This window comes from Rahnella woolbedingensis (assembly GCF_003602095.1).
Lineage (GTDB): Bacteria > Pseudomonadota > Gammaproteobacteria > Enterobacterales > Enterobacteriaceae > Rahnella > Rahnella woolbedingensis.
In genome coordinates this window covers 1-2,973 of record NZ_RAHH01000071.1, presented here as the reverse complement: position 1 = coordinate 2,973, position 2,973 = coordinate 1, and the positions used below count along the sequence as shown (strand labels likewise).

The 2,973-nt window shown below is 44.8% G+C and carries 3 protein-coding genes; 2 read left to right on the top strand and 1 reads right to left on the bottom strand.

Features of this window, described 5'->3' with window-relative positions; translation table 11 throughout:
• Together D6C13_RS25155 and D6C13_RS25150 are read left to right on the top strand one after the other, a co-directional pair.
• The coding region (locus tag D6C13_RS25155; RefSeq protein WP_147408208.1) for a peptidase domain-containing ABC transporter at positions 1-1,860 on the top strand (1,860 nt) is incomplete at its 5' end.
• A gap of 3 nt (positions 1,861-1,863) precedes the next feature.
• Positions 1,864-2,520: a CPBP family intramembrane glutamic endopeptidase gene (locus D6C13_RS25150; protein ID WP_120135325.1), complete on the top strand. Its 657-nt coding sequence runs from the start codon at positions 1,864-1,866 to the stop codon at positions 2,518-2,520.
• A 96-nt stretch (positions 2,521-2,616) separates the two neighbouring features.
• On the opposite strand, the gene D6C13_RS25805 is transcribed toward D6C13_RS25150, so the two are convergent.
• Positions 2,617-2,973: hypothetical protein (locus tag D6C13_RS25805; protein WP_208642951.1), on the bottom strand; the 357-nt coding region annotated here is incomplete at its 5' end.

Here is a 2,973-nt window from a genome sequence, read left to right as displayed (position 1 = left end):
TCACTGAATATCGAGGATCTCGGATCGCTAAAATTGCCGTGTGTACTCCATTGGGAATTCAATCATTTTGTGGTTCTGGTAAGCGTCAGATGTAATCATGTTGTCATACACGACCCGGCTAGGGGCCGAAGAATCATCAGCATGCCGGAAGTGTCGCGCAGCTTCACCGGTGTGGCACTTGAGGTCTGGCCAGGCGCGGCATTCGAAGCGAATACTGTGCGAAACCGACTGAGCCTTCGCACGCTAATGGGGAGTGTGCATGGTCTAAAAGGAACGCTTGGCAAGATTTTTTGTCTGTCGCTGGTGATTGAAACCATCAACCTTGTGATGCCAGTTGGTACCCAGTTGGTGATGGATCATGCGATCCCTGCCGGGGATCGCGGGCTACTGACCTTAATCTGTTCAGGGCTGTTGTTCTTTATTCTGCTGCGAGCGGCAGTTAGCATGATGCGCGCATGGTCCTCATTAGTCATGTCTACCCTCATTAATGTCCAGTGGCAATCCGGGTTGTTCAACCATCTGTTGCGACTGCCCCTGGGCTATTTTGAACGCCGTAAACTGGGGGATATCCAATCGCGTTTCGGATCGCTGGATACATTGCACACCACGTTCACCGCCAGTATCGTCGGCGCTATTATGGACATGATCATGGTGGCCGGCGTGCTCGTGATGATGATTTTGTACGGGGGCTGGTTAACCTGGATTGTTATGGCCTTCACCACCCTTTACGTTGTTCTCCGTCTGCTGACCTACGGTTATTATCGACAACTGTCAGAGGAGTCATTAGTTCGAACTGCACGTGCCAGTTCCTATTTCATGGAAACGCTGTATGGCATTGCGACAGTTAAAATGCAGGGAATGGCAGAAAGACGCAGTGCCCGCTGGCTCAACCTCGAAATCGATACCATCAATACCGGCATCCGGATGACTAAAATGGACATGTTGTTTGGCGGAATCAACACTTTTGTCGCCGCATCTGATCAGGTAATGATCCTGTGGCTGGGTACAAGCCTGGTGATAGACAACCAGATGACTATCGGAATGTTCGTAGCATTCGGCGCTTTTCGCGGTCAGTTCTCCGACAGAATTGGTTCATTAACCAATTTCTTGCTGCAGTTGCGCATGATGAGCCTGCACAATGAGCGTATTGCCGACATTGCTCTGCACCCACGAGAAAATCGTAAACCCGATCTCCTTTATGAGCCTCGTCTTCAGTCGGTGTCGCTGGCAACACGGGCACTTAGTTATCGTTATGACAGCCAGTCACCGCCCATTTTCGACGGTCTGGACATCACTATTGCTCCAGGGGAAAGTGTGGCGATTGTCGGGGCATCCGGTTCAGGAAAAACTACCTTAATGAAGGTACTGTGTGGGCTGTTTTATCCTGATCATGGTAGGGTTGAGGTGAATGGTATAGATATTCAGCAGTTGGGTATCAATAACTACCACAAAATGATCGCGTGTGTGATGCAGGATGACAAGCTGTTCTCCGGCTCCATCAGGGAGAATATCTGCGGCTTTGCTGATGAAGTGGATGAAGCCTGGATGCAGGAATGCACCCAAGCCAGCTATCTGCACGAGGTTATCATGCAAATGCCAATGGGCTATGAAACCCTGATCGGTGAATTAGGTGAAGGATTGTCAGGGGGTCAAAAACAACGACTATTCCTTGCGCGTGCGATTTACAAGAAACCCGCAGTCTTGTTCTTAGATGAAGCTACCAGCGCACTGGACAAGGAAAGTGAGGCGATGGTGAATCATGCGATCAAAGCGCTAGACATCACAAGGGTTATTATTGCTCACCGAGAAACTACGATAGCTTCGGCAGATCGCATTATTTATTTAAATGAAAGGAATTAAAAGATGATAAAAAAAAACACTCATGAAATTATAGTCAATATTATCCCCGTGTTATTGATGATTGGAATCACATTTTATACTTTCTTGCTGCCGAATCGGAGCCAGTTATATCAGGCAGGATTAGCCATTCCGGTTCTATGCGTGTTAGAGTTTATTTGTATTGCACCCATTTATCTTATTTTTTTCAGGAATGGGAGGAGCATGGGTATAGGTTTTATTAGCTCAAAGTTATTCTTTATTTTACTAGTTTTCATAATATTATGTCAATACGTAGGGCCTGTTATTATGGGTATAAGGGAAAGCAAAGAGTTAATGTGGAATAGAGAATTACTGACTAATCCAATATTTTTATTAACTGTTTTTTTAATGGTTTTTATCGCCCCTATTTATGAAGAAATAGTATTCAGAGGTTGCCTGCTTGATGCACTTTTACTGTGCTTTAGAGGAAAAGTTTATCTAGCCTCCATCGTTACCTCAATTGCGTTCGCTTTTTTGCATACTCAGTATACAGATATTCGAGCGTTAATTATTCTCTTTGCTATTTCGATGATTTTAGTGTGTGCAAGGAATTTGTCAAAAGGGCTGCTTATGCCAATTTTATTGCATATTTCAATGAATGGTATTGTAATGGGGGTGAAATTAGTAATTTTAATTAATTGAATTATTTCATAATTAGGATTCATCACAAGTATTGTGTTTAGCAGCATACGGTATACGACTTTACTCGCAAACAAACACTATCAGATTGGGCGTTCCTTATTTTTTGGCCGGTGCTGAGTGTTGCCTGATATTTGGGATAAGCTTGTAAAACGGAAAACAAACCACGCTAAGACTATTCTTTAACCCATGTTCGATTTCTCCTCTCCGCACAGCAGCTAACTCAGGTAAATCTTCTGGAAAGCTATCAGTTGAAAAACTACAACTTCGCCCGGGCTGGGTTCTACTCACCAGCCACAAGGATCGAGCAGTTTCTCCAGTCCTACCAGGCTTTGTTGAATAATAGGGAATCGTGCTGTTAGACCAAGCCTGTTTTGGCGGAAAATGCTTACTCCTCCAGATTTCGTGACCCAGCATGTTGTGTAACTGCATGATTTTACGTAATGGGAATTGGTC

What these genes read in the sequence shown, in the direction of transcription:
- D6C13_RS25150 (WP_120135325.1), top strand. Translation starts at nt 1,864, where the DNA reads ATGATAAAAAAAAACACTCATGAAATTATAGTCAATATTATCCCCGTG.